We start from the raw sequence: 26,005 nt of genomic DNA, 5'->3' as shown, positions 1-26,005 counted from the left end.
GCGGCCGGAGCGGCGGGAGGCGGCGGCGGGCGGCATCAGCAGCACGGCGGCGCCGCCGGGGCGCAGCCGGGCGAGCGCGTGCTGCACCCAGGCCAGCTCGGACTCGGTGCGGGCCGGGAAGCCGTACTCCCAGCGGGGGTCGTAGGCGAGTTCGTCGTGGCCCCAGTTGCGCTCGTTGAAGGGCGGGTGGCACAGGACCGCGTCGACGGCGGCGTGCGGGAAGGCGTCGGCGCGCAGGGTGTCCGCGGCCCGGGCGCGGACGTCGGCGTCGCCGTGCAGGGCGAGCCGCAGCCCGGCCAGGGCGGCGAGGTCGGGGTCCGCGTCCTGGGCGTAGAGCGTGCACCGCGCGCCGGGCCGCTCGACGGCGCGCAGCAGGGTTCCGGTCCCGGCGGCGGGGTCGAGCACGGCCTGTGCCTCGGCGCCGCCCTCCGCGCCGGGTCCGGCGCCGGCGAGCGCGGCCATGAGCGCGGCGGGTCCGGGCGGGGTGAGGGTGTACTGCCGGGGGTTCGCGTCGAGGTACCGGCCGAGGAGGAACTCGAAGGCCTGACGGGCGCCGACCTCGGCGGCGAGGTCCGCGGCGCCGCGGAGGAGCGGGACGGACGCGAGCAGATCCGCGCGAGAGGCGGGCGCGTGGGGGGCCGGACCGGTCGGCGTGTGAACGGCTGAGGGCGTACCGGCGGGGGTGTGAACAGCCGAGGGCGGGCCGGTCGGCGTGTGAACAGCCGATCGCGGACCGGCGGGGGTGTGAACAGCAGCCGCCGGGTCCGCGGGAGTGTGAACAGCAGTCGGCGGGCCCGCCGGGGTGTGAACACCGGGCCCCTCTGTGAACGCGGCCCGGAACAGCCCGGTCCCGTCCTCGCCGAAGCGAGCCGTCAGAACCGGGTCCAGCGCCGCCGGGAGCAGCTGGGCCATGCGCTCGTCGGAGACCGCCGTCAGCTCCAGCCAGGCCGGGTGCCGATCGCGTACGAGCAGCAGGGTGCAGCCCGCCTGGACCAGGGCCGTCAGCGCTCCCGCCGGGTGTCCCGCCAGCTGCTGCCAGACCCGTTCGCGGAGCGGGACCTCGGCGAGTTTCCCCTGGTCACGCAGCCATCGCTCGACCTCTGCGAGGGCGAAGGACGGGCTGGTCTCGGTGCCTCCGACCGGCCGTGGGAAGTCCGCGTGCCGGCGCCGCCAGTTGCTGACGGCGGCACGCCCCACCCCTGCGAGCCGGGCGATCCCGGCCGCCGTGACCTCGCTTGCGTTCTCCGGCACCTGGCTGACTCCTCATCCGTACCCGCTGCTCCCGGCCCACCTGCTGTGTCGTCGAGCATACCGGCGCACACAAGAGAAACCCCTTCACAGTGTGACGGAACCTCGATTCCGTGAACCATGTTGACTCGGTTCACAAGCTCTGTTCTTATTGACCCGTCGCTACACGGGGCTCTCGACAAGTCCCGACCACACCCCATGTCCCGAAGGGCAATCCCATGTCCCACTCCATGCAGCAGCCCCAGTACGGCCAGCACGCCCCGGTGCCGCAGCCGGCGCGGAACGGGCTCGGCACCGCCGCGCTGGTCCTCGGCATCATCGGCGCGCTGTCCGGCCTGATCCCCCTCCTCTTCTGGCTGGCCGGCATCCTCGGCCTGCTCGCCCTGATCCTGGGTCTGTCGGGCCGCGGGCGGGTCAAGCGCGGCGAGGCCGTGAACAAGGGAGTGGCCACCACCGGCGCGGTCCTCGGACTGGTGTCGCTGATCCTCTCGGTGGTCGGCGTGGTGATCACCTTCAAGGCGGTCGACGACGCGGTGGACGAGGTCAAGTCCTCGACCAGCAGCACCGAGACGCAGACGCCCGGCGGGGACGGCAAGAACAAGAGCAAGAGCAAGGACAAGGGAGACAAGAAGGGCAAGGGCGCGTCCGCCCCCAAGGCCGACGACACGGACAAGGGCAAGGGCCTCGCGGCCGGCGACGCCGCGGTCTACGACGACGACCTGAAGATCAGCGTCTCCGCGCCCAAGGCGTACACCCCTGGCGAGTACTCCGCCGGTCACACCAAGGGCAACAAGGCCTACACCGTGACCGTGGTCGTCGAGAACGCCGGCAAGGAGAAGTTCGAAGCCGCCGGTCTGACCGCCGACGCCACCGCCGGCCAGGACGGCGTCGCCGCCGAGCAGATCTTCGACGGCGAGATCGGCGGCGGCTTCACCAGCGCGGTCCTGCCCGGCAAGAAGGCCACGGTGCAGTTCGCCTTCGACGCCCCGGCCGACGCCAAGACCCTCACGGTCGAGATCAGCCCGAACTTCGAGTACAACGCCTCCCAGTGGGAGCTGAAGCTCTGACCCGCCGACCGGGTCCCCCGCCCGGTCGCCCCCCGCACACCCCCGCTCCCCGCCGCCCCACCTCCCCCGGAGACCCCCGATGTCTGCCCGCGCACTCCCCCGCCGCACCGCGCTCCCCCGCCGCACCGCACTCGCCGCCCTCTGCACCGCCGCCGCGCTCGGCCTCTCCGCCTGCGGGCCGCTCGCCGACGGCGCCGCGGGCGGCCGGGCGGTCCAGGACTCCGGCCCCACCGGCCCGTTCGCCGGCGAGTCCGGACCCGAGATCGTCGACAAGGCCCTCAAGACGACGAAGGCGGCGTCCTCCCTCTCCCTCGACATCGACTTCACGACGGACGAAGGCCCGCTGAAGGCGTACCTGGCCACCGACACGAAGGGACGGTGCGCCGGAACCCTCTCGCTGGGGGCCACGGGCACGGGCACGGCCGAGCTGATCAAGACCTCGGACGCCGCCTACATGCGCTTCGACGAGGCGTATCTGCGGGAGGAGAGCAAGGGCGAGCCGGCGGCCGAGGCCGCGTATATGAGGAAGCTGCTCAAGGGCCGCTGGGTGAAGACGGACGGCTCGGACGCCGACGCCGCGGCCAGCCTCGAACTCTGCGACCTGGACAGCCTGCTGGCCGGCTTCGGGGAGGGCGACAGCGAGGCCCGGCGGGGCGCGGAGACCACCGTGAACGGCAAGAAGGCGCTGAGCCTCACCGAGACGGACGGCGAGGAGACGTACACGGTGTACGTCGCCACGGAGGGGAAGCCGTACCTCCTCAAGCTCGTCCAGAAGGGCGGCGACGAGCCGGGCACGATCGCCTTCTCCCAGTTCGACGAGCCGGTCCCGGCGAAGAAGCCCGCGGCGAAGGACATCCTCGACCTGGAGAACCTCGGCCAGCAGTGACGAGTAGGACGTCGGAACACGGAAAGAGGCCGCCCGAGGGCGGCCTCTTCGCGTCGACCGGCCGTGCGAGACGGCCGGCCCGGGCTCATGTCCGGTGCCGCACCCACACATTGGGCTCGACGTACACCGCGTACCCCCGCTCCGCATCGCAGTGCACCGGCACCAGCGCGCCCGGCACCTCCACCGGGCCCGAGGCGTCGAAGGGCAGCCCGGTCCACTTGCGCCACTGCTCCAGCGTCCCGGAGACCGTCATCGACGCCGGGGCGATCGAGTCGATCACTCCGCCGGCCCGGACGTGGACCCGCAGCCAGGGGTCCTCGGGCAGGCCGTCCGCCGCGCGGGTGCGGTACGCGTACTCCTCGATCAGCGCGGCGGGCTCCTCGCTCTTCCTGCTCGGTCGCACCGGCGCGATCAGCTCCTCGAAGCCGAGCCGGCGCGCGTTCTCGCGCATCGCGGCCAGCATCCGGCCGGAGATCCCCCGGCCCAGCCGTCCGTCGGCGACGGTTATCTCGATCGCGCTCACCGTGTCCGGCGTCCGGCCGTGCCGCAGATCGGAGAACGCCCACAGCATCACCTGGTCCCAGCCCGTGCCGGGCAGCCAGCCGCGTCCCTCGGCCGCCAGCTGGAGCGGCACGCTGAACGCCCGCGCGACGACCGTGCCGTCGGGCTCCGTGGCGACCAGGACGTACTCAGGCAGCTCGGCGACGATCCGCCCGATGTTCGCCCAGCCCACCGGGTCGTTGCTCACGAACTCGGCCCAGGTGTCGAGCATCTGCCACATCGGCTCCTGGAGCTCGGGCCGCTCGGCGAGCGTGGTGATCGTCAATTCGTCGTTCATGCAGGCAGGGTAGCCAGCGGCGCTGCCCGCCCCCACCGGATTTCGTTGGTCGGGGGCGGTGGCCGGCATCTCGTACTCGAGCGCGACCCGCGCGACGAGTCTCCGCAGGGCGATGCGGGCAGTCGCAGGTCGCTGAGGCCCAAGCGCCGGCTCCTTCCGCGCACTTGGGCGAACGGGGAGAGTCAGTGCTGGTGCGTAGCATCTACGCCATGCGCGAGTTCTTCATGGTGGGCGAGCGAAGACTGTCGTATCTGGACTTCGGCGGTCCGGGCACTCCGCTTCTGGCCCTGCACGGGCACTACAACGAGGCGTCGGCGTTCGCACCTCTGGCCGAGGCGCTGTCACCGCAGTGGAGGGTGCTCGCGCTCGATCAACGCGGGCACGGCGAGTCGGATCGAGCTCCGTCTTACGGACGGGACGACTACGTCGCTGACGTCGCCGCCTTCCACCGGCATCTGGGCATCGGGCCGGTGGCGGTGCTGGGGCACTCCCTGGGCGGGGTGAACGCCTACCAGTACGCCGCACGGCAGCCTGACCAGGTCCATGCGCTGATCGTCGAGGACATCGGTGCGGTCGTGGACTGCGACTGGCTGTTCACCGTGCGCCTGCCCAAGCCTGCACCCTCACGCCAAGAGCTGGCGGCCGCGCTGGGCTCGACGGCGCCCTATCTGGAATGCGCCTTCCGCCGGAAGGCGGACGGCTGGAGGTTCTCGTTCGACGTCGAGGACACGGTGGCGTCCCAGAAGGCGCTCAACGGTGACCACTGGCAGGACTGGACGGCCGTAGCCTGCCCCACTCTTCTGATCCGTGGAGCGCACAGCGACGAGCTGGCAGCTTCCCACGCTCGCGAAATGATCACCCGCCGTGCCGGCAAGGCGCTCTTCGTCGAGCTGCCCGCCGGCCATGTCGTGCACCACGACGCTCCGGCCCGGTTCGCCGACGCCGTCACGAGCTTTCTGTCCGCTCCGGGCTACTCGCCGCAGGTCGCCGGAGAAGCGGCGCACTGACAGCCCTGGACGCGTCGTCGCGGCGGGCTCCCCGCTACCCCGGGTGATCGCGCGGACGCTGCCGACCGACTTATGGAAGGCCTCCGCAATCATCGCCGTCCCTCGCCAGACTTTCTTGGCGCTTTCTTAATCCCTGTGTGGAACATGATTCGTCGAAGCACGGAGGACTTCAGTTACCGTGCATACTCGGGCTTCTGCCCGGGAGCGGTGAACGGGGGCTCGGCCAGGGCTGGGTCGAAGGGGGACACGTGTCTTTTGATGACGAATGGGCTCAGCACAAGGCGACAGTAGAGTCGCAGCGGTCCACACAAATGCAGCTCAACCAGGCCGGCGGCGGGTCGGGGCCGGGCTCAAAGGAGAAGCTCCATGTGACGCCGTCGGTCCTTCGCGGCCGTGCAGAAAAAGCAGAGAACAAGGCGGCGAAAGAGTTCCGGGAAGCCCACAAGGTCGCGGTGTCGAAAACATCCGAGGTGTCCGGGTCCATGAAGGGATTCGCCTCCGATGAGGCGCTCACCGACTTCATCGACTCCTGGAAAAAGGGCGTCAGATATGTGACCGGCCGGATCGGGAATGAAGGCCTGGCCAAGACGTTGAGGTCATCGGCAGATTCTTTCGAAACCGAGGAGAAGGATCGGAAGAAGAGCTTCCAGAGCAAGTACACATACAAACCGGGCGACGTCATCTAGGAGGACGAGGTGGCACTGACGTACACAGACCTCAAATGTGTAAATCTGGCCAAGTTATCCGCAGCCGTTGACGCATGGGCGAACTTGCCGCAACTGGTCCATGAAGCCGGCTGGACCTTCAAGAACGAGGTGGCGAAGGGACTCCGGGAGTCCGACTGGGAAGGGGAGTCCGCGCAGGAGGCTTTCACCGCGCTCAATGGAATAACGTACCAGATAGACAACGCGGAGAACGAGGCCGGCAGCGTCGGCAAGTTCTTGAGCGGCTGCCTGAATGCACTTCGCTCCGCGAAGGGCGAGCTCGACAACATAGCCAACGGCATCGAGGGTCACGAGCATCTCTCGCTGAACCACAGCAACGGGTCAGTCTTCGTGGACCCGAACAAGGTCGAACCAGCTCATCTCGAGAAACTCAAGACGGCGTACGAGACGACCATCGCTTCCTACAAGGAGAGAACCCGCCAGGCCCTGGCGGATGCCGAGGAAACGGATTCCACCCTCCGTTGGGCGCTTCAGGACATGAGCAACAGCTACGATATCGGATTTCTTCCGACCGCTCCGGCGTCCCTCACGGAAGCACGGCAGATGCGCAAGGAGCGCGGGCGGGAGAGCGGGGAGAAGATATCCCTCAAGGAGCTCTCCGACAAGGAGATCCAGACCCGGCTCGACAACGCTTCCAAGGGTAAGTTCGGAAGCGGCACCATCAAGCCGGTAGTCGAGTTCATTGGATATAGATCATGGCTGAACAGCGCCGACAGCATGCAGAAAGGCGACTGGGCCAATGCCAGGACGTACTTCATCGGCGGTACGCCCGCCTATGCGGCCGGCATGGGGTCCTCGCTGCTGGAGACGTCCGGCGGTGGTGGGCAGCATCGAAAACCGACACTCGTCAATAAGGTGGGATGGCTGGGTGGGAAGGTGTTTGGATTCCCTGCCAGCGTCGTCGCCACGGGGTTGGACTTCTACTACACACCGGCACAGAGCGCCTCGGAGCGGCCTGACGCGAAAATAATGGCCCCCAAGGATCCGGGGAGAGTGCATTGGAAGTAGAGTGCATGCAGAAAAGGAGTCAGAAATATGCCGGGACGAGGCGGAAGGGTCTTGCTCGACGCACTGTTCGGGAACCATAGAACCTTCGTCATGGGGCTCCTTGGAACCCTGGCTGGCGTCACAGGATCCATTGCGGGGATTTCCAGTGGTGCAGGCGTGCCTGGAATCCTGGCCTTCGCGGGGATCGGCGTATTGGGGTTGCTTCTCGTGGTCGGTTGCGTGCTTTCCTACGCGAGACGGCCAAAGGCGTCGAGGCGCCCTCGCTGACCTCGCCTGCCAGCAGCCCCGCGCCCGTCGCCCGTTTCCTCCAGCGACGCGCCGGCGGGAATGGCCACCCGGGCCGGGGCTGGTCCGGCTCCTACTTCGGGCCGCCGCACTGGGCGAGCATCGCCCTCTTGTCCGAGGCCGTCACCGGGAGCTCGTACTTCTCCGCTACCTGCGCGAACCGCACGGCGTACGAGCAACGGATCGCCTTGTTCGGCGGCAGCCAGGACGCCGGGCCTGAGTCGCGCTTGGCGCTGTTGGACGGGCCGTCGACGGGGAGGAGGTTCAGCGGGTCGTTGGACAGCCGCCGCCGCTTCTCCTCGCTCCAGCGAGCGGCGCCCATCTGCCAGGCGTACGACAAGGGCACCACATGGTCGATCTGCACCTCGGCGGCCTTCGCCTTCTTCCAGGCGATGTCCTTGCCGGTGTACGGGTCGTACAGGTCCATCGACACGACCACGCAGTCGGAACCGGCGCGGAACCGAACGTTCTGCCCGTGCAGTCTCAACAAGTCGTTCCGCGTGTCACAACCGTTCCTCGCCAGCGGCACACCGTCCGCCGTGTCCATCCACGCGTAGCCGAACTCGTCACGGTCGTATCCCGTCTTGGGGCCGCGCCCCTTGACGGAGAGCTTCTCGACGAGGTCGCGGGCGCGCTGCTCGCCGGACGGGATCGGCGCGAGTCCGGGCCTCAGCCCGTCGGGATTGTCGAGCGGGCTCCTGCCGCCGCCCCCGCCATCGATCGCGGCGTCCGTCGGCTTGGGGTCGCCGGACAGAGGACTGCCGTCGCAGCCGACGAGCATCGTGCCGGCGAGGACGGCGACGAGAAGGCGTGACCCGAGTCTGTTCACGGTCGTACCTTACTGACGGCTCCAGCGCGCGGAATTGACGGTACGGGCGTAGCGTCGAGGGCGTCGAAGTGCGTCGAAGAGCCCTGTCCGCGAGAGAACACAGACGCATAGAGAACACAGACGCACTCGCACCGCCCGCGGAGCCGAGCCGGCCTCCGTGGGCGGTGTCGTGTCCGGCGTGCGGCGCCTGACAGCCGGCGCCCGACGTCCGGCCTGGCGGCCGGCGTCCCCGCGAACGCTCGCCTCACACCTTGCCGATGCCGAGGGTGTTCTCGCCGGGCAGCAGGCCCGAGCCCAGGGCGTCCACCCAGAGCGGGCCGAGCAGTCCGTTCAGCCGGTCGCGCTCGCCCGCGTCGAGGGCGGCCCAGGGCGCGGCGGCCAGCTCGTCCGTAACACGCTCGACCTCGGCCCGCAGGGCACGCCCCGCCTCCGTGGCCGTGCCGTCCGCCTCCAACAGGCCGCGTGCGGCGAGTCGTTCGCGTGCCGCCGCCCACTCGCGCTCGCTCCAGCCGCGGCTGGCGAACGTAGCCGTGGAGGCCGCGCCCACGGCCGCGAAGGAGACGAGCGCCTCGACGGGGTCGAGCCCCTCGGTCAGCAGCGCCGCGAGATGGCCGTCGCCGCGGTGCTCGCGAAGGATCGTGGTGGCCTGCCAGAGCACGAGATGCGGCTCGTGCGGCCAGGGCAGCTCGGCGTTGGCGGCGGCGAGCGGGCGCCCGGCGGCGTTCGCGGCCTCGGCGACGCGCCTGAGGAGCCCGGCGGCCTCGGCGGTCTCGGGGGCGTGGACCTTGTCGCCGAAGATCTGCCGGTAGGCGCGGTCGACGGCCCGGGTGCGCGCGTCGAGGACCTCGCCGGGCGCGGCGGCCTCCCAGACGGCTGGCACATACTGGCCGACCATCTCGGGGCTGAAGCTGTAGAACGCCGAGGTCACCCGCCCCGCCCCGGCCGCGCCGAGCGGCGCCGCGCGCCAGGCGAAGTAGCTCGGCCAGCGCTCGTCGGTCTTGTAGCCGAGGGCGGCGGCCTCCTCGAAGGCCTCCGGCGCGTAGTAGAGCAGGGCGTGCAGGGGCTCCAGCAGATGCCACAGCTGGCGTACGCGGCCGGGCTCGATCGTCTCGGACATGATCCGTTCCTCTCCTCGGCACTCCTCATCTTGACACCGACTAGATTGCGCCTCCGGATGAAACTTGTCAATGCCTAGATGAGGCGTAGCCTGATGCCATGAGTCAGCGCACGTACCACCACGGCGACCTGCGGAGGGCCGTCCTCTCCGCCGCCCTCGACGTCATCCGCGCCGAGGGCCCCGCCGGCCTCTCGCTCCGCGACCTGGCCCGCCGCGCGGGCGTCTCCCACGCGGCCCCCGCCCACCACTTCAAGGACCGCGCCGGGCTGCTGACCGCCATCGCGACGGAGGGCTACGACCTTCTGGCCGTCGCGCTCGCCGAGGCGCCGGAGCTGCGCGAGCGGGGCGTGCGGTACGTCCGGTTCGCGTTCGCCCACCCCGCGCACTTCCAGGTCATGTTCCAGCCGGAGCTCCTGCGCGGCGACGACCCGGAGCTCTTGGCCGCCAAGGCCCGTGCGGGCAAGGAGCTCCAGGCGGGGGTGGCCGGCCTCGCCGCCGACGAGCGGGGCCCCGACGCCCAGCTGGCGGGGGTCGCGGCCTGGTCCCTGGCCCACGGCTTCGCGACGCTCGCGCTCACGCGGAACCTGCCCGTGGACGCGCCGGAGGAGACGTTCCGCGCCCTGGCCGGCCTGATCTTCCAGCCGCCCGCCGCGCCGCGGCAGCCGCCGGCCGCGCCGCGGAATTGACCCGTCGAAACGACCCGGAAATGCACCACGCCCTGGGCCTTTCGGGTTCATAGGGTTCTTGCATGACAACGTTTCAGGTACCGCAGCGCATGAACTTCTCCGCCGTCTCCCCCAAGGTCTTCAAGGCCGTCCTCGCCCTGGACGCCGCCGCCCGCGAGGGCGTCGACCCCGTGCTCGTCGAACTGGTGCAGATCCGGGCCTCGCAGATCAACCGGTGTGCGTACTGCCTCGACTACCACACGGGCGACGCGCGCAAGGCGGGCGAGAGCGAGGAGCGGATCTACCAGCTCAGCGCCTGGGAGGAGTCCTCCCTCTACACCGCTCGCGAGCGCGCCGCGCTCGCCCTGACCGAGGCGGTCACCCGGCTGCCGGACGGCGTGCCGGACCACGTCTACGAGGAGGCCGCGCAGCACTTCGAGGAGAAGGAGCTGGCCCAGCTGATCGCGCTCGTCTTCACGGTCAACGCCTGGAACCGGATGAACGTGACCACGCGCAAGACGCCCGGAACCCTCTGACGGGGCGCGCCGCCGTCAGCGCGTACGGGGGAATCCGAACTCGATCCCGTGGAACGGTCACATCTCCGCGACGCGATCCGTCAGTGCGGTGACAGGAACGCGAACACCCCACCAGGGAGACCACGATGACGGCACGTTCGATCACCGCGCAGGCCCCGACCGCTCCGCGCACGTCCGACCCCCAGCAGCTCGTCCCCGAGCTGGCGGACGTCTCGGCGGCGCTGTTCCGGGCCACCGGCAACCGCTCGGTGCCGCGGGCCACGATCGGCCTGCTCCAGCTGCGCGCCGGCCAGATCGTCGGCAACACGTATCTGACCGTTCTGCACACCGACCTTCTGCGCAAGGCCGGGGAGTCCGAGGAGCGGATCACCTCGGTGTCCTCGTGGCAGGACTCGCCGTACTTCACCGGCCCGGAGCGCGCCGCGCTGGCCCTGACGGAGGCGGTGCTCCAGCCGTCCGCGCACGGCGAGCGGGTCTCGGACGAGCTGTTCGCCGAGGTCTGCGAGCACTACGACGAGAAGGCGCTCGCCACGTTGACGATCGCGATCGGCCAGGTCAACTTCTTCGTCCCGCTGGCACTGGTCTGCAAGCCGACACCGGGCAAGACGTTCGCGGACCAGTGGGCCTGAGGTCACCCCCGCGGGGCTCCGCCCCACACCCCGCGCCTCAATCGCCGGCGAGGCTGAATTAGCCCGTCCGGCGCTTGAGGACAAACCCGCACGCGGAGCACCCGCACTCCACGCCTCAATCGCCGGCGGGGCTGAATCAGCCCGTCCGGCGATTGAGGACAGACCCGCACCGGCAAGCGCCCCCTCGCGTTACGACCCGAGAATCGTCGCCAGGAACTCGCCCGTCCAGCCCAGCAGTTCGCGGCCCACCACCGGCTTGCCGCCGATCTTGCCCGAGGTTGGGCGGGGGACCAGGATCTGGCGGGTGGGGGGCTTGATGACCGTCCGGGGGTACAGGCGCTTCAGGCGCAGTTCCTGCGACTCCCGCAGCTCCACCGGGGCGAAGCGGATGTTCGAGCCCTGGAGGACGATCTCGCCGACTCCGCACGCGCGCGCCAGCATCCGCAGGCCCGCCACCAGGAGCAGGTTCTCCACCGGCTCGGGGAGCTTGCCGTAGCGGTCGACGAGTTCCTCGCGGACCGCCTTGACGTCCTCCTCGGTGTTCGCCGAGGCGATGGCCCGGTACGCCTGGAGCCGCAGCCGCTCGCCCGGTGCGTAGTCGTGCGGGACGTGCGCGTCGACCGGGAGCTCGATCTTGACCTCCAGCGGCGGCTCCTCCTCGACTCCGCCTTCCAGCGAGGCGCGGTAGTCCGCGACCGCTTCCCCCACCATCCGTACGTACAGGTCGAAGCCGACGCCCGCGATATGGCCGGACTGCTCGCCGCCGAGGAGGTTGCCCGCGCCGCGGATCTCCAGGTCCTTCATCGCGACGTACATGCCCGCGCCCATCTCCGTGTGCTGGGCGATCGTCGCCAGGCGCTCGTGGGCGGTCTCCGTCAGCGGCTTCTCCGGCGGGTAGAGGAAGTAGGCGTAGCCCCGCTCCCTGCCTCGGCCGACCCGGCCGCGCAGCTGGTGCAGCTGCGAGAGGCCGAAGTTGTCGCCGCGCTCCACGATGAGCGTGTTGGCGTTGGAGATGTCGATGCCGGACTCGACGATCGTCGTCGAGACCAGCACGTCGAACTTCTTCTCCCAGAAGTCGACCACGACCTGCTCCAGGGCCGACTCGGACATCTGGCCGTGGGCGGTCGCGATCCGCGCCTCCGGGACGATCTCCCGCAGCCGCGCCGCCGCCCGGTCGATCGACTCGACCCGGTTGTGGATGTAGAAGACCTGGCCCTCGCGCAGGAGTTCGCGGCGGATGGCCGCGCCGATCTGCTTCTCCTCGTACGGGCCGACGAAGGTGAGGACCGGGTGCCGCTCCTCCGGCGGAGTGGTGATCGTCGACATCTCGCGGATGCCGGTGACCGCCATCTCGAGCGTACGGGGGATGGGGGTGGCGGACATCGTCAGCACGTCGACGTTGGCGCGGAGCTTCTTCAGCTGCTCCTTGTGCTCCACGCCGAACCGCTGCTCCTCGTCCACGATGACCAGTCCCAGGTCCTTGAACTTGGTCTCGGACGAGAACAGCCGGTGCGTGCCGATCACGATGTCCACCGCGCCGTCCCGCAGCCCCTCCAGCGTCGCCTTCGCGTCCGTGTCCGACTGGAAGCGGGACAGCGCCCTGGTGACGACCGGGAACTGGGAGTACCGCTCGGAGAACGTCCCGAAGTGCTGCTGCACCAGGAGGGTCGTCGGCACGAGGACCGCGACCTGCTTGCCGTCCTGGACCGCCTTGAAGGCCGCCCGGACCGCGATCTCCGTCTTGCCGTAGCCCACGTCGCCGCAGATCAGGCGGTCCATCGGGACCGTCTTCTCCATGTCCTCCTTGACCTCGGCGATCGTGGAGAGCTGGTCCGGCGTCTCGACGTACGGGAAGGCGTCCTCCAGCTCCCGCTGCCAGGGCGTGTCCGCGCCGAAGGCGTGTCCGGGGGCCGCCATCCGCGCGGAGTACAGCTTGATCAGGTCGGCGGCGATCTCCTTGACCGCCTTCTTCGCGCGCGCCTTCGTCTTCGTCCAGTCCGCGCCGCCGAGCCGGTGCAGGGTCGGGGCCTCCCCGCCGACGTACTTGGTGACCTGCTCCAGCTGGTCGGTGGGGATGTAGAGCCGGTCGCCGGGCTGGCCGCGCTTGGCCGGCGCGTACTCGACGAGGAGGTACTCGCGGGTGGCGCCCTGCACGGTCCGCTGGACCATCTCGATGTACCGGCCGACGCCGTGCTGCTCGTGCACGATGTAGTCGCCGACCTCCAGGGTCAGCGGGTCGATCGTCTTGCGGCGCTTGGCCGGCATCCGCTGGCCGTCCTTGCCGGCCGCCTTCTGGCCCGACAGGTCCGTCTCCGTCAGCACGGCGAGCCGCAGGCCCGGGTCGACGAAGCCGAAGTCGATCGAGCCGCACGCCACATGGACCAGGGACGGGGAGATGTCGGCCAGGTCGCCGTCGAGGCGGGCCGCGATGCCCTCGCCGCCGAGCACCTCGACGGTGCGGGCCGCGGGGCCGTGCGCCTCGGTGACGTAGACCGTGCGCCAGCCGTCGGACAGCCAGCCCTTGGTGTCGGCGAGCGCGCGGGCGGTGTCCCCTCGGTACGTCTCCGGGGCGTGCATCCCCAGTTTGAGCGTCTCGTCCGACAGCTCCTCGTCGGCGGCGAAGGGGGAGACCGACCACCACATCATCTCGAGCTCGCGCGCCCGGTCCCGTACGTCCGCGATCCCCCACAGGGAGGCCGCGCCGACGTCGATCGGGGCCTCGCCGCCGCCGGCGGTGGCCGCCCAGGAGGCCTGGAGGAACTCCTGCGACGTGGCGACGAGGTCGGCGGCGCGCGTGCGGACCCGCTCGGGGTCGCACACGACCGCCATCGAGCCCTTCGGCATGACGTCGAGCAGCAGCTCCATGTCGTCGACCAGGGCGGGTGCGAGGGACTCCATGCCCTCGACCGCGATGCCGTCGGCGATCTTGCCGAGCAGCTCGCCGAGCTCCGGGTGGGCCTCGGCGAGGACGGCGGCCCGTTCGCGCACGCTGTCCGTGAGGAGCAGCTCGCGGCAGGGCGGGGCCCACAGGCCGTGCTCGGCGACCTCCAGGGAGCGCTGGTCCGCGATCTTGAAGTAGCGGATCTCCTCGATGTCGTCGCCCCAGAACTCCACCCGCAAGGGGTGCTCCTCGGTCGGCGGGAAGACGTCGAGGATGCCGCCGCGGACCGCGAACTCGCCGCGCTTCTCGACCAGTTCGACCCGGGAGTACGCGGCGGCCGCGAGCGCCTCGGTCACCTCGCTCAGATCCGCGCTCTCACCGCTCCGCAGCGCGACGGGCTCCAGGTCGCCCAGGCCCTTGACCTGCGGCTGGAGCACGGAGCGCACGGGCGCGACGACCACCGAGACCGGACCGGCCGCCGGGTCGTCCTGCGACGGGTGGGCGAGCCGGCGCAGCACCGCGAGCCGCCGGCCCACGGTGTCCGAGCGGGGCGAGAGCCGCTCGTGCGGCAGGGTCTCCCACGCCGGGTACTCGGCGACGCCCTCCTCCGGCAGCAGCGAGCGCAGCGCGGCGGCCAGGTCCTCGGCCTCCCGCCCGGTCGCGGTGACGGCGAGCACGGGCCGCCCGGCCTCGCGGGCCAGCGCGGCCACGGCGAAGGGGCGCGCGGCAGGCGGTCCGACCAGGTCGACGTGCATGCGGTGGCCGTCCGAGGCAGCCTTCACCGCTTCGGCGAGCGCCGGGTCACGTACGACGGCGTCAAGGAGACCGTGCAGGCTCATGAAGGGTTCCATCCGGGGGCTCAGGGCGGGGGGTGGGCAACGCGAACCGCCCGACACGTCGAACGGGCCGGGGGTCTCCAGCGTACGACGAGGCAGTGACAGCCGCGTCCGGAATCATCGCGGCGCGGCGCCAGCGGACGGCGGGAGGGGCGCGCTGGGAGGCGGGAGGGGCGCGCTGGGAGGCGGCGCGAGGCAGGAGGGACGCGGGGACGGATGCCGGAAGGGGCGGGGACGGATGTCAGAAAGTGACCGGGGGATGTCAACCGAACCGGGGCCGACAGACGTATACGCCATGAGATCTGTCCACGAGCCGCCGGCCGACGCGCCGGCGGAACCGGTAGCCGGCCGCCCGCCGACCCCGGGAGCCGACCAGGAGCCGCCGCCTTGACCGACGAGGAGTTCGAGGAGTTCTACGCGCACTCCGTGAAACAGCTGGTCGGGCAGGTGTACCTGATGACCGGGGACCTCCACGAGGCCCAGGACGTGGTCCAGGAGGCGTTCGTACGGGGCTGGGGCCGGCGTGCCCGGCTGAGCCGGGAGGCAGGGCCGGAGGCCTGGATACGGACGGTCGCCTGGCGGCTCGCGATCAGCCGGTGGCGGCGGCGGGGCCGGGCCGCGGAGGCCTGGCATCGGCGCGAGGGCGGCCTGCCGGACGCCGCGCCCTCGCCGGACCCGGGGACGGTCGCGCTGGTCGCGGCCCTGCGGCAGCTCCCGGAGCGGCAGCGGCGGGTCGCCGTCCTGCACTACGTCTGCGACCTCACGGTCGCCGAGGTGGCCGCCGAGACGGGGATATCGGCGGGCACGGTCAAGACCCATCTCTCGCGCGCGAGGGCCGCGCTGCGGCCTCACCTCGTCTCCGAGGAGGAGCACGGTGTCTGAGTTCAACGACGACGCGCTGTCCGCCGCGCTCAAGCGCGCGGCGGCGGACGGCGGCGGAAGAGTCGTACCGGAGTCCGCCGCGCACGTCGCGGAGCGCGGGCTGCGGCGGCGTCGGCGCAGGGCGGCGATGGCCGCCGCGGCGGCCTGCGTGGTGTGCGCGCTGGCGGGAACGGGGGCCGTCGCGGCCCTGCGGACGTCGCCCGGTCCCACGGGACCGGCGAAGCAGCCAGCCTCGCCGCCGTCGCCGGTCTCCTCGCCGCTGCCGTCCACCGCGTACCCCGCGCCGCCGGCCACGAGCACGCCCTCGCCGCCGGTGTCGCCGTCCGAGTCGTCCCTGTTCACGCCGGGGGCCTCGCTCTGGTCCCCGCCCCCGCCCACCGAGCCGACCTCGGAGCCGACGACGGAGCTGCCGGTCGGCACGCCCAGCGACGCGCTTCCGGCGACCGGCGAGCCGACGTCGACGAGCACGCCGTCCGGTGCGGCCAGCCCATGAGAGGTCTAGGAGACCTCCCCCGCCCGCCGCTCCCCGCGGCCGAGAGGCGCCGCCCCCAGCCCCCCGCCCCCCTCCCGAAGGGCGGGGGCGGCGCCCGAGCCGCACACCGGCAAGCGTCCGCCGTCGCCGAACCGAAAGCCGTCCCCATGCCCGGAGCCCTCGTACCCATGCCCGGAGCCCTCGTCGCCGCGCCCGAGGCCCCCGCGTCAGACGTCCCGGCGCCCGACGCCCCCACGTCAGACGACCCGACGTCCGACGCCTCCGCGCCCGACGCCCCTCCTGCACTCGCCCCCGCGGCGGTCGCGGTCGCGGCGGTCGCCGTCGCCGAGAAGCCGCTGGCCGCGCCGGCGCGTACGACGAGACAGCGCGACTGGTACCCGTACCTCCTCGCGCTCGCGCTCTTCGCCGCGTACACGGCGATCTCGGTGCTCCGCTTCCGCCGGATGGAGACGCTCTCCTGGGACCTCGGCATCTTCGAGCAGGCCGTCCGCGCCTACGCCCACCTCCAGGCCCCGGTCGCCGACCTCAAGGGACCGGGCGCGCTGGTACTCGGCGACCACTTCAGCCCGGTGACCGCACTCCTCGCGCCCGCCTACCGGCTCTTCCCCAGCCCGGTCACCCTGCTCGTCGCCCAGGCCGCGCTCTTCGCGCTCTCCGCGATCCCGGTCACGCGCGCCGCCACGCGGCTCCTCGGCCGCGCGCCCGGCCTGGCGATCGGGGTCGGGTACGGGCTCTCCTGGGGCGTCCAGCGCGCCGTCGACTTCGACTTCCACGAGATCGCCTTCGCCGTCCCGCTGATCGCCTTCTCGCTGGAGGCGATCCTGCGGCAGCGCTGGCGCACGGCCCTGTTCTGCGCGCTGCCGCTGGTGCTGGTCAAAGAGGACCTGGGCGTCACGGTGGCCGCGCTCGCCGTGATCGTGGCCCTCCGTGCGCGCCGGGTCTCCCCGAGGACCGTTCCGTACGCCATAGGCGCCGCGGCGTTCGGCGTCGCGGCCACGCTCCTCACGCTGACGGTGCTGATACCGGCCTTCAACACCACGGGCGCGTACGACTACTGGACCAAGGTCGGCGGCGACAGCACGCTCACCGCCGCCGTCGACGTCAAACTCTTCACGCTGGCCTGGCTGCTGATCCCGACGACGGGCCTGCTCGCCCTGCGCTCCCCCCTGCTGCTGGCCGCGGCGCCCACCCTGGGCTGGCGCTTCCTGTCCGCCGACGACCACTACTGGTCGACGGAGTGGCACTACAGCGCGGTGCTGATGCCGGTCTTGGCGTTGGCGCTCGTGGACGCGGTGGACATCTCCCGCCGCAGCCCCCGTATGTGGCTGCGCGCGTACGCGATCCGCCTGCCGGCGTGTGTGGCGACGGCCGCGGTGGCGCTGACGACGACGCTCCCCCTGTCGGCCCTGACGGAGTCGGCGACGTACCGCAAGAGCGCTCAAGTGCGGCAGGCGGAGGCCCTGTTGGACGGCATCCCCGACGACGCGACGGTCGAGGCGAACATCGGCCCGATCAGCCGTCTCACCTCCCGCTGCCGGGTCTTCTGGATCACCGGCGCGGAGGGCGAGACCCCGGACTTCATCGCCCTGGACAACAGGGACGGCCAGTACCGCAACCCCGTGGGGTACGCCAAGCACCTCCACCCGGACGCCCGTTACTCGGTCGCGGGCACGGGAGGCGGCTACATCGTGCTGAAGCGCAGAGTGTGAGGAGTCCCCGCCGGAAGCAGACGCGGAGGAAAACAAGGGCCCCGGCGTGCGCCGAAGCGCGCGCCGGGGCCCTCCCCCGTTGCCCCCGTCAGGGTGGTCAGTGCGTCGCTAGTCGGACGCGATGGCGTTGAGCACGTTCATCCGGCCTGCCCTGAAGGCCGGGACCAGCGCGGCGAACAGACCCACGAACGCCGACCCGACGAAGACCGTCGCGATCGTCGGCCACGGAATCTCCAGGGTCCCCAGGCCCTCCAGCGCCAGCAGCTTCTGGGCCGCCGTGCCCCAGGCCATGCCGAGCCCGAGGCCGAGCAGCGCGCCGAAGAGGGCGATGACGACGGACTCCAGGCGGATCATGCGGCGCAGCTGGCGGCGCGAGAGGCCGATGGCACGCATCAGGCCGATCTCCCTGGTCCGCTCGACCACCGACAGGGCCAGCGTGTTCACCACGCCCAGCACCGCGACGATGATCGCGAGCGCCAGCAGGCCGTAGACGATGTTCAGCAGCTGACCGATCTGGTCCTTCAGATCCTGCTTGAAGTCGGTCTGGTTCTGCACCTTGTACTGGGGGTACTTGGAGACCGACGCCTTGAGGGCCGCGTACGCCTCCTTCTCCTTGCCCTCCTCGGCCGCGGCGAACATGATCGTGTTCGTGGGCATCCGGTCGGCGGGGATGTACCGCGCCACGGTCGTGATGTTGGTGTACATCGCGCCCTTGTCGATGCTCGTGTCCTCCGACGTGATCGCCGCGACCCGCAGCTCGGCGCTCTCGCCGTGCTTGAAGGCCACCTTGATCGTGTCGCCGAGCTTGACGCCGTGCCGCTCGGCGTAGTCGTCGCCCACCGACATCGCGTCCTTGCCGTACGCCGCCGAGAGCTCGCCCGCGACGGTCTCGCGGCGCAGGTCCTGGGCGTACGTCGGGTCGGCGGCGACCAGGTCCTCGTCCTCGGTCTTGCCGTCGGGGGCGGTCAGCTTCGCTTCCACGGACTTGTAGTTGGTGACGTGGTCGATGTGCGCGGCGGACTTCAGCGCCTTCTCGACCTTCGGCACGATCGGCTGGCCCTCGCCGGCGCTGATGATGAAGTCCGCGCCGACGGATTTGTCGAGCTGGTCCTCCGCCGAGGCGACCATCGAGGAGCCGACCACCGACAGGCACGCCACCAGGGCGAGGCCGATCATCAGGGCGGCGCCGGTGGCGCCCGTACGGCGGGGGTTGCGCAGGGCGTTGCGCTCGGCCATCCGGCCGACCGGGCCGAACATCCGCAGGATCAGCGCGCTGATCACCCGGACCACCACGCCCGCCAGCAGCGGGCCGACGACCACGAAGCCGATGAGCGTCAGAACCACGCCCAGACCGAGGAACATCGAGCCCTCGCCGGCCTTGTCGGCCCGCGTGGCGACCAGCAGGGCGGCCGTGCCGCCGCCGGTGAGGACCAGGCCGATGCCCGCCCGGATCCAGCCCGCCTTGCCGTCGGCCGGGGTTCCGGCGTCGCGCAGAGCGGCCATCGGGGAGACCTTGCCGGCCCGGCGAGCCGGGACGTACGCGGCGACGATGGTGACGATGACGCCGAGGGCGACGCCGACGGCCGGGGTCGTCCACTTGACGGTCAGATCGTCGGTGGACAGCTCCATGCCCATGGAGCCCATCAGCTTCATCAGTCCGACGGCCAGGCCCACGCCGGCGGCGACGCCCGCGACGGAGCCGACGACGCCGAGCAGCAGCGCCTCGACGAGCACCGAGCGGTTGATCTGCTTGCGGCTGGAGCCGATGGCCCGCATCAGGCCGATCTCGCGGGTGCGCTGGGCGACCAGCATCGAGAAGGTGTTGACGATCAGGAAGATGCCGACGAGCAGGGCGATCCCGGCGAAGCCGAGCATCGCGTACTTCATCACGTCGAGGAAGGAGCCGACGTCCTCGCGGCCGGCGTCCGCGGCCTCCTTCGCCGTCTGCAGCTTGTACGGGGCGTCCAGCACGCCGGCGATGTTCTGCTTGAGCTGCTCGTCGCTGACGCCGGACGCGGCGGTGACCGAGATCTGCGTGAACAGGCCCTCCTTGCCGAGGAGTTCACGCTGGGCGGTGGCGGTGTCGAAGTAGAAGACCGCCGCGCCGGGGTTGGTGACCTTGAAGGTGGCTATGCCGGTGATCTTCGCGGTGAAGTCGCCGGCGACGGCGATGGTGCGCACCTCGTCGCCGAGCTTGAGCCCCTTCTTCTCGGCGGTGTCGGCGTCGACCATCGCCTCGGTGGGGCCGCGCGGGGCGTGGCCGGAGGTGATCTCCATGGCCTTGAGGTCGTTCTTGGTCCAGTTGCCCGCGATCGTCGGGGCGCCGCCGCCGGAGCCCAGGTCCTTGTTCTCCGCGTCGACGACGGTGACGCTCATGCTGGCGACGCCGCCCTCGGCGGACTGCACGCCCGGAGCCTTCTTCACCTGCTCGACGAGCGAGGCGGGCACCGACTCGGGCTTGCCGGTGCGCGGGGTGTCGTTGTCGGCGCCCTTGGGGCTGACGGTGACGTCGGAGGAGGTGGCGGCGAAGAGCTTGTCGAACGTCGTGTTCATCGTGTCGCTGAACACGAGCGTGCCCGACACGAAGGCCACCGACAGCAGCACGGCCACGGCCGAGAGCGCCATACGCCCCTTGTGGGCGAAGAAGTTGCGCAGCGAGGTCTTGAGCACAGTCACGACGTCCGCCCCCGCGCGTCGAAGTCCTTCATGCGGTCCAGCACGGCGTCGGCGGTCGGCCGGAACATCTCGTCGACGATCCGGCCGTCGGCGAGGTAGAGGACGCGGTCGGCGTACGAGGCGGCCACCGGGTCGTGGGTGACCATCACGATCGTCTGGCCGAGCTCGTCGACCGAGCGGCGCAGGAAGCCGAGGACTTCGGCGCCCGCGCGGGAGTCGAGGTTTCCGGTCGGCTCGTCGCCGAAGATGATCTCGGGCTGGGCGGCGAGCGCCCTGGCCACGGCGACGCGCTGCTGCTGGCCGCCGGAGAGCTGGGTCGGGCGGTGCTTGAGCCGCTCGGACAGGCCGACGGTGTCCACGACCCGGTTGAGCCAGGCGGTGTCCGGCTTGCGGCCGGCTATGTCCATGGGGAGCGTGATGTTCTCGAGGGCGTTGAGGGTCGGCAGCAGGTTGAACGCCTGGAAGATGAAGCCGATCCGGTCCCGGCGCAGCTGGGTGAGCTTCTTGTCCTTCAGCCCGGTGATCTCGGTGTCGTCGAGGTAGATCTTGCCGCTGGAGACCGTGTCCAGGCCGGCGAGGCAGTGCATCAGCGTCGACTTGCCGGAGCCGGACGGGCCCATGATGGCGGTGAACTGCCCGCGGGAGATGTCCACGTCGACATGGTCGAGCGCGACGACGCGGGTCTCGCCGGAGCCGTACGCCTTGACGACCTGCCGCCCTCGCGCGGCGACGGCCGTACGCCCTCCAGTGTCCCCATGCCTGGGAGTGGTTACAGCCGTTGTCACGGTAGCTCTCCTAAGTCAGTAGTCGTGCGGGTGTCGGTGAAGACGGTCTGAGTCTTGCTGCTGGAGGGGGCCGGGCGCGCTGGTGCCCAGCGCAGTCTTCTTCCGGGGGTTTTCCCCACCCCTTGGTGGCGCCGGCCGCACCGTCCGGCCGTAAGACCAACCTAAAGAACGGTCCTGGCGCGTTCGTCGTCCGCCGGGACGAACACTCCCTGGCCAGGAGTAGGGAGTCCCCCCTAGGGGCTCTCCACCCTGGGGAGGACCCCAGCCTGCACCCTGCCGCTACGTGAGGCTCAAGTGAGAGGGTGTGCGGGAAAAATACGTGCAGGGGGAAAGGATCTTGGCGTGAGCGGAGAGGGAGAGATACGGGCGACGGAGAAGGGGGCGGGGGCGGGGGCGCCGGCGGGGGCGGCGCGGGGAAGGGGGCCGGTCGTCGCCGCGCTCATGCTGGGCATGGGGCTCGCCGCGCTCGACGGCACCATCGTCTCCACCGCCGTACCGCAGATCGTCGGCGACCTCGGCGGCTTCTCCGTCTTCTCCTGGCTCTTCTCCGGCTACCTCCTCGCGGTGACGGTCACCCTCCCCGTCTACGGGAAGCTCTCCGACACCTTCGGCCGCAAGCCCGTCCTCGTCGCGGGCATCGCCTTGTTCCTCGTCGGCTCCCTCCTGTGCGCGGCCGCCTGGAACATGGCGTCGCTGATCGCGTTCCGCGTCGTGCAGGGGCTGGGCGGCGGGGCGTTGCAGGGCACGGTGCAGACCATCGCGGCCGACCTGTACCCGCTGAAGGAGCGCCCCAAGATCCAGGCCCGGCTCTCGACGGTGTGGGCGGTGTCCGCCGTGGCGGGCCCGGCGGTCGGCGGGCTGCTCGCCGCGTACGCGGACTGGCGCTGGATCTTCCTGATCAACCTGCCGGTGGGCGCGGTCGCGCTGTGGCTGGTCGTACGCCATCTCCGCGAGCCGTCCCGCGGCCGCCCCGCCGCCCGCCCCCGCGTCGACTGGCCCGGCGCGCTGGCGATCTTCGCGGCGGGCACGCTCCTGCTCACCGCGCTCGTCCAGGGCGGCATCGCCTGGCCCTGGCTCTCCGCTCCCTCTCTCGCCCTGCTCGGCGGCAGCGCGGCGCTGATCGCGGTAACCGTCGTGGTGGAGCGGCGGGCCGCGGAGCCGATCATCCCGGGCTGGGTCTGGCGCCGCCGCACGATCGCCGCGGTGAACCTGGCCCTGGGGGCGCTCGGCCTCCTGATGGTCGCGCCGACCGTCTTCCTCCCCACCTACGCCCAGTCGGTGCTCTCGCTCGGCCCGATCGCCGCCGGGTTCGTGCTGTCGGTGATGACGCTGAGCTGGCCGGTGAGCGCGGCGCTGGCGGACCGCGTCTACACGCGCATCGGCTTCCGGCGGACGGCGATCATCGGCATCAGCCTGGCGGGCCTGATCATGGCGTCCTTCCCGCTGCTGCCCTACCCGGGCGAGCCCTGGCAGCCGGCGCTGCTGATGCTGCTGCTCGGCGCGGCGCTCGGGCTGTTCCAGCTCCCGCTGATCGTCGGCGTCCAGTCGACGGTGGGCTGGTCGGAGCGGGGCACGACGACGGCGTCCGTGCTGTTCTGCCGCCAGGTCGGCCAGAGCGTGGGCGCGGCGCTGTTCGGGGCGGTGGCCAACGCGACCCTGGCGAGCCGCCTCGGCGACGCGGGCGACCTGGACGCGGTCTCCCACGCGCTGTCCGACCCCGGCGCGCTCACCGCGGAGTCGGCGGACGGCCTGCGCCGCGCGGTCGCGGCGGCGGTCGACTACGTCTATCTGGGCGCCGCGGCGGCGGCCGGCCTCTCGCTGCTGGTGCTGCTCTTCGTCGCGCCGAAGCGCTTCCCGGTGCTCGCCGACCCGGTGTCCCGAGAGCCGACTTCGCGCCACTGAGAACGATCTTCCACGGTTGTGCGTTTGTGCGATCTTCGTGAAGTTCTCATCCCTCAGTGATCCCTGACTTGCCTTTTGCGGACGCTACCCGGCTACCTTGGAGCAGAGAAGTCATGCGTCGCGCAAGCCGCATCGAGTGATCAAGACGAAAGTTTGACGGGGGCAGTCCATGGCATGGGACGAATGGGAACAGGCCAAGTCCGGGGCGATTGACGCCCAGTCGACGCAGATGCGCCTCAATGGGGCGCCCGGCGGGCATCCGAGCACGGGCGGCAAAGACGACCTGACGGTCTACGACGACGAATTGGGCAAACTCGGCGATCTCGCGCGCTCGCTGCGGGAGCAGCTGTCCGGCGACGGCGACCACGCCCGCGTAGCCACCTTCGAAGCCTCGAACGACCTGTTCAACAACGGCCTGGACATGGGCTCGGGACTCCTCGAAGTGCACGACGCCTGGAGCACGAAGCTCGCCACGCTCAAAGAGGCGTGCGGGCACATCTCAAACCATCTCGACTATTCGCGCTCTACGCACACAAAGCAGGAGCGGAAAATCGTGCTGGGTCTGATGGACGAGGGCGGCAATCTGATGACCGTTTCGCGCATCCACGACCAGTTCAAGTAGATCGCGGCAATCGAGCGCTGATACGCGAGTACGGGACATGGGACACGGTTTCGGAATATGCGCGGTAATACGGGGAGCTTGACATGGTGACGTGCCAGGAATTGCAGGATCTCAACTTCAGCAAGCTGAGCACCGCGGTCACTCAGTGGCAGCAGATGCTCGACAAGCTGGTCACCCTCGCCGACGGGGGCGACGGCGGAGTCAACGCGGCCGATCTGGAGCGCAAGGCCAACGGCGCGGACTGGAAGGGCGACAACGCCACCGTCACCAAGTCGTTCACCACCACCACGGCCCGTCAGTTCGACGACATGGTCACCGAGGCCCGCAGCATCCACAAGATCCTTCAGGAGGCCCACACCGGCCTCAAGAAGAACCAGGACGATCTGAAGACCGCGATCGCCAAGTGGGCCAAGAAGTACATCTACATCGACGCCAAGGGCAGCGCGATGTACTCCGGCCCGCCCCGCGAAGTCGAGGGCGGGCCCAAGGAGCAGCCGAGCCAGGAGGAGGTCGACGCCGCCGCCGCGGAGATCTCCAAGATCCTGGAGGAGGCGAACGAGACCGACCGGATCGCCGCGCGCGCCCTGCGCAAGCACGCCCAGAGCAAGCACGACTTCGACGAGACGGGCTTCAAGGGCCTCCAGGACGCCGACCGACAGCAGGGCGTCGAGGACGCCGACGCGATGGTCAAGCTCGCCGCCAAGGGCGACGGCATGACCGACGACGAGCTGAAGCGCTTCAACACGATCGCCAAGTACCACCGCGACAACCCCGCCTTCGCCGAGCGGTTCGCGACGAAGCTGACCCCGGAGGGCACGCTCGAGTTCTGGCGCAGCCTCGCCGACCCGGGCCACGGCCGCACGCCGGAGAAGGACAGCGACCGCGCGAAGCTCCTCGCCGGGGTGCAGGACAACCTGGGCATCACCCTCGCCAACGCCACACACGCCGACACCCCTGCCATGCAGGCGTGGAAAGACAAGATCATCGAGCTGGGCGACGACCCGATCAAGCACCCGAACGGCATGATGAGCGCTCCGTACGGCTTCCAGGTGCTCGGGCCGCTGATGACCGAGGGCAAGTGGGACACCGCGTTCCTCAACAAGTACGGCGAGAAGCTGATCGACTTCGAGCGCAAGTCCGACGACCCGGTGCTGGGCGGCCCGTCCGAGCTCTGGGAGAACCGGATGAACCCCGCCCAGCTGAGCTACCCGCCGGGCGGGACCAAGCCGGACAGCGACCCGGTCGCCAACCTGATGGAGGCGCTCGGCCACAACCCGGAGGCCTCCCTCCAGTTCTTCGACGGCTCGTCCGGCAAGGGCTCCGGCGACGACCTGAAGGAGATGTCCAACTGGGACTACCTCGTCAACCAGGAAGGCGACGGCGCGCGCAAGTGGCCGACCGACGAGGACGGCAAGACGACGGGATTCAAGAACCTCGGCCACGCCCTGGAGTCGGGCACGCTCGGGTACGCGTACGACGACAAGGACCCGTCCATCCCTCCGCTGGGCACCGAGGAGGAGAAGGCGGCGCGGGACCAGCGCACCCTGCTCATGGACCGGGTCGTCGACCACTACAAGTCGTCCGACATGATCGACAAGCAGGACGGCGTCCGCGACAGCCTCGCGAACATGGCGGCCGGCCACATCGACAGCCTCAACTACTCCATGGCCGACTGGGGCGGCAGCGGGGCGGCCTCGGGCCGGGACGGCATGTTCGACTCCGAAGGCCACCGTCTCCGCGACTTCGGAGAGTCGGGCAGCAAGAACTTCCTGCGGGCGCTCGCCGCCGACGAGGACTCCTACGAGACCGTCTCGACCGCCCAGCAGGTCTACGGCGCCAGCTCGATGGCCGCGCAGGACAACCGCGCGGACGCGCTGGACGCCGGCGTCTCCAGCGCCCGGATGCACGGCCTGCTGGACCAGGCGCGCGCCGAGTCCATCGGCAAGGAGTTCGCCGACGACAAGGACCAGCGGAACCTGGAGCTCGAGAAGCAGGGCGAGTGGCGCAAGTTCGCCGCCGAGGCCGCGGTCGGCGTCGGCGTCGGCGTGGGTGCCGCCCTGATCGTCCCCACCGGCGGCGCTGCGCTGATCGCCGTCCCCATCGCCCTCGAGACGGTCGGCGGCGCGATCAACACACAGGTCTCCGTGAACACGCTTCAGTGGCTCAAGGACCATGAGTTCGACAACTTCGACGACTCGGTCGCCGGCATCGACAAGGCCAAGTACGACGGCAGCAGGAACGCGATGACCCCTCTCCTGAACTACGCGGAGGCGAACGGCATGACCGAGGACGAGGTCAGGCGACTGGCCGAGCGCGCCGAGGGCAGGTACAACGACGGCGGACAGCTGGGCGGCACCGAGGCCGCCCGGGGATGGTGAC

Annotated in this window: 21 protein-coding genes; 14 read left to right on the top strand and 7 right to left on the bottom strand. The window is 70.6% G+C overall.

Annotated features, from left to right (window positions below; all coding sequences use genetic code 11):
- Positions 1-1,251: N-6 DNA methylase (locus tag AB0M39_RS13580; RefSeq protein ID WP_365363548.1), on the bottom strand; the 1,251-nt coding region annotated here is incomplete at its 3' end.
- A gap of 215 nt (positions 1,252-1,466) precedes the next feature.
- On the opposite strand from AB0M39_RS13580, the gene AB0M39_RS13575 reads away from it, so the two are divergent.
- Positions 1,467-2,315, top strand: coding sequence for a DUF4352 domain-containing protein (locus tag AB0M39_RS13575; protein ID WP_365363546.1), 849 nt, complete (start codon positions 1,467-1,469; stop codon positions 2,313-2,315).
- A gap of 79 nt (positions 2,316-2,394) precedes the next feature.
- On the top strand, positions 2,395-3,201 hold the full coding sequence (locus tag AB0M39_RS13570) for a hypothetical protein (RefSeq protein ID WP_365363544.1): 807 nt from the start codon (positions 2,395-2,397) through the stop codon (positions 3,199-3,201).
- 85 nt (positions 3,202-3,286) lie between these two features.
- Here the strand turns inward: AB0M39_RS13570 and AB0M39_RS13565 are convergent, their stop codons facing one another.
- Positions 3,287-4,039: an N-acetyltransferase gene (locus tag AB0M39_RS13565; protein ID WP_365363542.1), complete on the bottom strand. Its 753-nt coding sequence runs from the start codon at positions 4,037-4,039 to the stop codon at positions 3,287-3,289.
- Positions 4,040-4,224: 185 nt separating this feature from the next.
- Here AB0M39_RS13565 and AB0M39_RS13560 point away from each other — a divergent pair, with 185 nt between their 5' ends.
- The 3 genes from AB0M39_RS13560 (at position 4,225) to AB0M39_RS13550 (ending at position 6,779) form a co-directional block, all read left to right on the top strand.
- A complete protein-coding gene (locus tag AB0M39_RS13560; protein WP_365363540.1) occupies positions 4,225-5,046 on the top strand; it encodes an alpha/beta hydrolase in 822 nt (273 codons plus the stop codon).
- A gap of 248 nt (positions 5,047-5,294) precedes the next feature.
- A complete protein-coding gene (locus tag AB0M39_RS13555) occupies positions 5,295-5,732 on the top strand; it encodes a hypothetical protein (protein ID WP_365363538.1) in 438 nt (145 codons plus the stop codon).
- Between the two features lie 9 nt (positions 5,733-5,741).
- Positions 5,742-6,779: a hypothetical protein gene (locus AB0M39_RS13550; protein WP_365363536.1), complete on the top strand. Its 1,038-nt coding sequence runs from the start codon at positions 5,742-5,744 to the stop codon at positions 6,777-6,779.
- A gap of 358 nt (positions 6,780-7,137) precedes the next feature.
- Here AB0M39_RS13550 and AB0M39_RS13545 read toward each other — a convergent pair whose 3' ends face one another.
- Both AB0M39_RS13545 and AB0M39_RS13540 read right to left on the bottom strand, forming a co-directional pair.
- Entirely contained in the window at positions 7,138-7,845 is a 708-nt protein-coding gene (locus AB0M39_RS13545) for an HNH endonuclease family protein (RefSeq protein WP_365363558.1), read from the bottom strand.
- Positions 7,846-8,137: 292 nt separating this feature from the next.
- Positions 8,138-9,010 (bottom strand): hypothetical protein, encoded by an 873-nt coding sequence (locus tag AB0M39_RS13540; RefSeq protein WP_365363534.1) that lies wholly within the window; start codon positions 9,008-9,010, stop codon positions 8,138-8,140.
- A gap of 98 nt (positions 9,011-9,108) precedes the next feature.
- On the opposite strand from AB0M39_RS13540, the gene AB0M39_RS13535 reads away from it, so the two are divergent.
- The 3 genes from AB0M39_RS13535 (at position 9,109) to AB0M39_RS13525 (ending at position 10,840) form a co-directional block, all read left to right on the top strand.
- Positions 9,109-9,696, top strand: coding sequence for a TetR/AcrR family transcriptional regulator (locus tag AB0M39_RS13535; RefSeq protein WP_365363532.1), 588 nt, complete (start codon positions 9,109-9,111; stop codon positions 9,694-9,696).
- Between the two features lie 62 nt (positions 9,697-9,758).
- Complete coding sequence (locus AB0M39_RS13530) at positions 9,759-10,211, top strand: carboxymuconolactone decarboxylase family protein (RefSeq protein ID WP_365363530.1); 453 nt, start codon at positions 9,759-9,761, stop codon at positions 10,209-10,211.
- Between the two features lie 125 nt (positions 10,212-10,336).
- The gene (locus AB0M39_RS13525; protein WP_365363528.1) at positions 10,337-10,840 is read left to right on the top strand and encodes a carboxymuconolactone decarboxylase family protein; all 504 of its coding nucleotides are present in this window, start codon (positions 10,337-10,339) and stop codon (positions 10,838-10,840) included.
- Positions 10,841-11,029: 189 nt separating this feature from the next.
- On the opposite strand, the gene mfd is transcribed toward AB0M39_RS13525, so the two are convergent.
- Positions 11,030-14,560 (bottom strand): transcription-repair coupling factor, encoded by a 3,531-nt coding sequence (gene mfd, locus AB0M39_RS13520; RefSeq protein WP_365363526.1) that lies wholly within the window; start codon positions 14,558-14,560, stop codon positions 11,030-11,032.
- Positions 14,561-14,944: 384 nt separating this feature from the next.
- On the opposite strand from mfd, the gene AB0M39_RS13515 reads away from it, so the two are divergent.
- The 3 genes from AB0M39_RS13515 (at position 14,945) to AB0M39_RS13505 (ending at position 17,641) form a co-directional block, all read left to right on the top strand.
- Complete coding sequence (locus tag AB0M39_RS13515) at positions 14,945-15,439, top strand: SigE family RNA polymerase sigma factor (RefSeq protein ID WP_365363524.1); 495 nt, start codon at positions 14,945-14,947, stop codon at positions 15,437-15,439.
- Entirely contained in the window at positions 15,432-15,932 is a 501-nt protein-coding gene (locus AB0M39_RS13510; protein ID WP_365363522.1) for a hypothetical protein, read from the top strand. The genes AB0M39_RS13515 and AB0M39_RS13510 overlap by 8 nt, the downstream gene beginning before the upstream one ends.
- A 167-nt stretch (positions 15,933-16,099) precedes the next feature.
- The gene (locus tag AB0M39_RS13505; protein WP_365363520.1) at positions 16,100-17,641 is read left to right on the top strand and encodes a DUF2079 domain-containing protein; all 1,542 of its coding nucleotides are present in this window, start codon (positions 16,100-16,102) and stop codon (positions 17,639-17,641) included.
- A gap of 108 nt (positions 17,642-17,749) precedes the next feature.
- On the opposite strand, the gene AB0M39_RS13500 is transcribed toward AB0M39_RS13505, so the two are convergent.
- Positions 17,750-20,317 (bottom strand): FtsX-like permease family protein, encoded by a 2,568-nt coding sequence (locus tag AB0M39_RS13500; protein WP_365363518.1) that lies wholly within the window; start codon positions 20,315-20,317, stop codon positions 17,750-17,752.
- The gene (locus tag AB0M39_RS13495) at positions 20,314-21,102 is read right to left on the bottom strand and encodes an ABC transporter ATP-binding protein (RefSeq protein WP_365363516.1); all 789 of its coding nucleotides are present in this window, start codon (positions 21,100-21,102) and stop codon (positions 20,314-20,316) included. The genes AB0M39_RS13500 and AB0M39_RS13495 overlap by 4 nt, the downstream gene beginning before the upstream one ends.
- A gap of 360 nt (positions 21,103-21,462) precedes the next feature.
- On the opposite strand from AB0M39_RS13495, the gene AB0M39_RS13490 reads away from it, so the two are divergent.
- From AB0M39_RS13490 to AB0M39_RS13480, 3 genes are all read left to right on the top strand, one after another.
- Positions 21,463-23,004 carry an MFS transporter gene (locus tag AB0M39_RS13490; protein WP_365363556.1) on the top strand — a complete coding sequence of 514 codons (1,542 nt, stop codon included), beginning with the start codon at positions 21,463-21,465 and terminating at the stop codon, positions 23,002-23,004.
- A gap of 169 nt (positions 23,005-23,173) precedes the next feature.
- On the top strand, positions 23,174-23,626 hold the full coding sequence (locus tag AB0M39_RS13485; protein WP_365363514.1) for a hypothetical protein: 453 nt from the start codon (positions 23,174-23,176) through the stop codon (positions 23,624-23,626).
- Positions 23,627-23,709: 83 nt separating this feature from the next.
- Positions 23,710-26,004, top strand: a complete 2,295-nt coding sequence (locus AB0M39_RS13480) for a hypothetical protein (RefSeq protein ID WP_365363512.1) — start codon at positions 23,710-23,712, stop codon at positions 26,002-26,004.
- Position 26,005 lies beyond the last annotated feature (1 nt).

Origin of the sequence: Streptomyces sp. NPDC051907 (assembly GCF_040681075.1) — a bacterium.
Classification (GTDB): domain Bacteria; phylum Actinomycetota; class Actinomycetes; order Streptomycetales; family Streptomycetaceae; genus Streptomyces.
The sequence above is the reverse complement of the archived record's forward strand: the minus strand, read 5'-3'. Positions and strand labels throughout refer to the sequence as shown.

Excerpts from the sequence above, each read along its gene's own strand:
- AB0M39_RS13525 (WP_365363528.1), top strand. The coding sequence starts at position 10,337 with ATGACGGCACGTTCGATCACCGCGCAGGCCCCGACCGCTCCGCGCACG.
- mfd (WP_365363526.1), bottom strand. The coding sequence starts at position 14,560 with ATGAGCCTGCACGGTCTCCTTGACGCCGTCGTACGTGACCCGGCGCTC.
- AB0M39_RS13485 (WP_365363514.1), top strand. The coding sequence starts at position 23,174 with ATGGCATGGGACGAATGGGAACAGGCCAAGTCCGGGGCGATTGACGCC.
- AB0M39_RS13480 (WP_365363512.1), top strand. The coding sequence starts at position 23,710 with ATGGTGACGTGCCAGGAATTGCAGGATCTCAACTTCAGCAAGCTGAGC.
- AB0M39_RS13575 (WP_365363546.1), top strand. The coding sequence starts at position 1,467 with ATGTCCCACTCCATGCAGCAGCCCCAGTACGGCCAGCACGCCCCGGTG.
- AB0M39_RS13570 (WP_365363544.1), top strand. The coding sequence starts at position 2,395 with ATGTCTGCCCGCGCACTCCCCCGCCGCACCGCGCTCCCCCGCCGCACC.
- AB0M39_RS13505 (WP_365363520.1), top strand. The coding sequence starts at position 16,100 with ATGCCCGGAGCCCTCGTCGCCGCGCCCGAGGCCCCCGCGTCAGACGTC.
- AB0M39_RS13535 (WP_365363532.1), top strand. The coding sequence starts at position 9,109 with ATGAGTCAGCGCACGTACCACCACGGCGACCTGCGGAGGGCCGTCCTC.
- AB0M39_RS13545 (WP_365363558.1), bottom strand. The coding sequence starts at position 7,845 with ATGCTCGTCGGCTGCGACGGCAGTCCTCTGTCCGGCGACCCCAAGCCG.
- AB0M39_RS13530 (WP_365363530.1), top strand. The coding sequence starts at position 9,759 with ATGACAACGTTTCAGGTACCGCAGCGCATGAACTTCTCCGCCGTCTCC.
- AB0M39_RS13565 (WP_365363542.1), bottom strand. The coding sequence starts at position 4,039 with ATGAACGACGAATTGACGATCACCACGCTCGCCGAGCGGCCCGAGCTC.
- AB0M39_RS13540 (WP_365363534.1), bottom strand. The coding sequence starts at position 9,010 with ATGTCCGAGACGATCGAGCCCGGCCGCGTACGCCAGCTGTGGCATCTG.